The sequence below is a fragment of the Aeromonas sp. HMWF015 genome, assembly GCF_963878965.1.
GTDB lineage: Bacteria > Pseudomonadota > Gammaproteobacteria > Enterobacterales > Aeromonadaceae > Aeromonas > Aeromonas veronii.
The window spans coordinates 1-2,376 of the sequence record NZ_CAWNZT010000404.1 but is presented as its reverse complement, the minus strand read 5'-3'; the positions used below and the strand labels follow the sequence as shown (position 1 = coordinate 2,376).

3 protein-coding genes are annotated in these 2,376 nt (G+C 54.3%); 1 reads left to right on the top strand and 2 read right to left on the bottom strand.

From position 1 onward, the window contains the following. Window positions 1-76: universal stress protein (locus tag AACS18_RS20655; RefSeq protein WP_181363347.1), on the top strand; the 76-nt coding region annotated here is incomplete at its 5' end. A 77-nt stretch (window positions 77-153) separates the two neighbouring features. Here AACS18_RS20655 and AACS18_RS20650 read toward each other — a convergent pair. Continuing rightward, the gene (locus tag AACS18_RS20650) at window positions 154-789 is read right to left on the bottom strand and encodes a murein L,D-transpeptidase catalytic domain family protein (protein ID WP_108613185.1); all 636 of its coding nucleotides are present in this window, start codon (window positions 787-789) and stop codon (window positions 154-156) included. A 174-nt stretch (window positions 790-963) separates the two neighbouring features. Next, the gene (locus AACS18_RS20645) at window positions 964-2,070 is read right to left on the bottom strand and encodes a porin (RefSeq protein ID WP_108613184.1); all 1,107 of its coding nucleotides are present in this window, start codon (window positions 2,068-2,070) and stop codon (window positions 964-966) included. Window positions 2,071-2,376: the final 306 nt, after the last annotated feature.

Genomic DNA, 2,376 nt, shown 5'->3' with positions numbered 1-2,376 from the left:
CCATCTGCTGGTAGGCAGTGTCGCCGAGTCTGTAGTGCGTCATGCACCCTGTCCGGTACTGGTGGTGCGCCAATAACGCGCCACGTTTAGTGTGAAAAGCGTAACAAACAAGGCCAGCGATTGCTGGCCTTGCGTTTTCTGGTGTTGTACCCGCTAGCCGTGAGCGTAGATGACACTCCCTCCCTTGATGGTATCTATGATGGCCCTGGCCTGCTCCTTGGGCAGGGCGGGGCAACCCCAGCTGCGGCCCAGCTTGTCATATTTGCGCAGATGAGTCGGGCTGGCATAGGCGGCGCCATGTACCACGATGGCACGCTTGCGGGCATTGCTGTTCTTGCCGGGGCTGAGCCCGTCCAGCCGCAGGGAGTAGCCATGTTTGCCCAAGTAGGTTTCTGCAGTGCGATAGACGCCGAGGGAACTTTGGCGGGAGTTGAGCTGGTTGGAAAAGCGCTCTGCGGCCAGTTCACCTGAGTTGCGGCCATGACTGACCCAGGTGTGATAGAGCAGCTTGTGGCGTTTCATATCGATGACAAACAGCCTGCGCTGGGTGGATGGCTTGCTGTAATCGATGATGGTGAGAATGGGTTTGCGTTTGTGGCGCACAGTTTGATAACTGTTGAGTGCCTGACGAAAGGTCTGTTTATCCAGCTTGCCTGCCAGACCCAGTTGACGATAGAGGCTCTGATCCCAGCTGGCATCTGCCGTACTGCTCCAGATGAGCGATATCAACAGCAGTGGCAACAACAGCCACCCGCGTTGCCAGTCTATGTTACCGCGCGCTTGTCTCATCCGTGAATATCTCCTTGTCACTCCCTGTCAACGGCGCGGATATTGCCATCAATCCGCTCGATAGTTATATGCAAGGTGCTGAAAAGGCGCAATAAAAAAACCGGCCGCAGAGCGGCCGGAAGTAATTCAAACAGTAGACATTGGTATCACAGGGTATAACTGACTTCCAATTACTTAGAAGTTGTACTGCAGGGCAACCGCGACAACGTCATCGGTGTTCTTGCCCAGAGAGTTGGTGGACTTGCCATCTACGGAGTCCAGCAGGTTCAGCTTGTAATCAACGTAGGCGTTGAAGTTCTCGGTGAAGTTGTACCAGGCACCGATAGATACGTACTCAGTGTAGGTATCATCGATACCACGAGCGGAGTCTTTCACGTCAGTGCGCAGGTAGGCCAGAGAAGGCTTGAACTTGCCGATGGTGTACTGGGCAACGGCTTCGTAGCCATCCATCTTCTCGGCGTAGCCGTTGTTGACGAACAGGTGGTCTTCACCGTGGGAGTAGGTTGCAGCCAGGTAGAGGTCGCCAGTTGCATATTTGGCGCCGAAGCCCATCAGCTTGGCATCCTTGTCGCCACCGAAGGCGGCGTAGCGAGCTTGCTCGTCAGTCTTGCCAGCCTGGTTATAGGCAGCACCCAGGCTCAGGCCCATATCGAAATCGTAGTTGGCAGATACTGCGAAGCCTTCAGCAGAACCTTTGCTATTCCAGCTTTCGCCTTTGTAGGTGTTGCCGTTGAAAGATTCAGTGATTGCACTGCGACCGGCGTTTTGCGGATCGTTGTTACCGGTGAACTGGGCACCCAGAGTCAGACCCTGATAGGTGTAGATGTACTGGGCCAGACCGTTGGTACGGCCGGTGCCGAATACTTCGGTATCTTTGCCCAGGCCGTCACCGCCCCACTCAGGCAGGACGTCGGTATAGTTGTTGACGGCCTTGGTGAACAGGCCATCCTGACGACCATAGCTGAAGGCGCCGAAACGGTCGTGCTTGATGCCGGCATAGGCATAACGCAGCTCGTCGTTGTCAGAACCGGAAGTCGGCAGGTTGTACTCGGCAAAGCCGAACGCCTTCATCTCGGGAGCAATCTTGGTCTCGCCAGCAACGTGCAGACGGAAGTAGCTCTGGTCACCTTCGGCACCGTTGTCGTCAGTACCGTAGTAAGCACCTTGTGCACGGCCGCCGATTTCCAGCTTGGTATCGTTCTGGTTGTAAACGGTAGCAGCATGGGCGCCGCTCGCCAGCAGCAGGCTGGAGATGGCAATAGTCAGTGCAGACTTCTTCATATGCGTTATTCCTCTGATGTAAACACTTCCGAACTTGTTGTCGGTTCTGTGAAATCGGAAATAGTCCGATAGCCACACGGTAGGCGTCCCAACCTTGACTGGGCCTGAATCCATCGTTGTTTAATTGAGGTGGCGAGGTCGTTATCAAGACTGGGTGTGACGGTTTTTGACAAGATAAAAAGAGATTAAATTCAATGAATTATTTTCTAGTGACTTTTTTGACATCGAGGCTGTTCTGAGCAACAAGGTCGATGGCTCAAGTTGTGAGCTAGATCACGCAGGGGAGAATGGGGGCGGGGAAAAAAC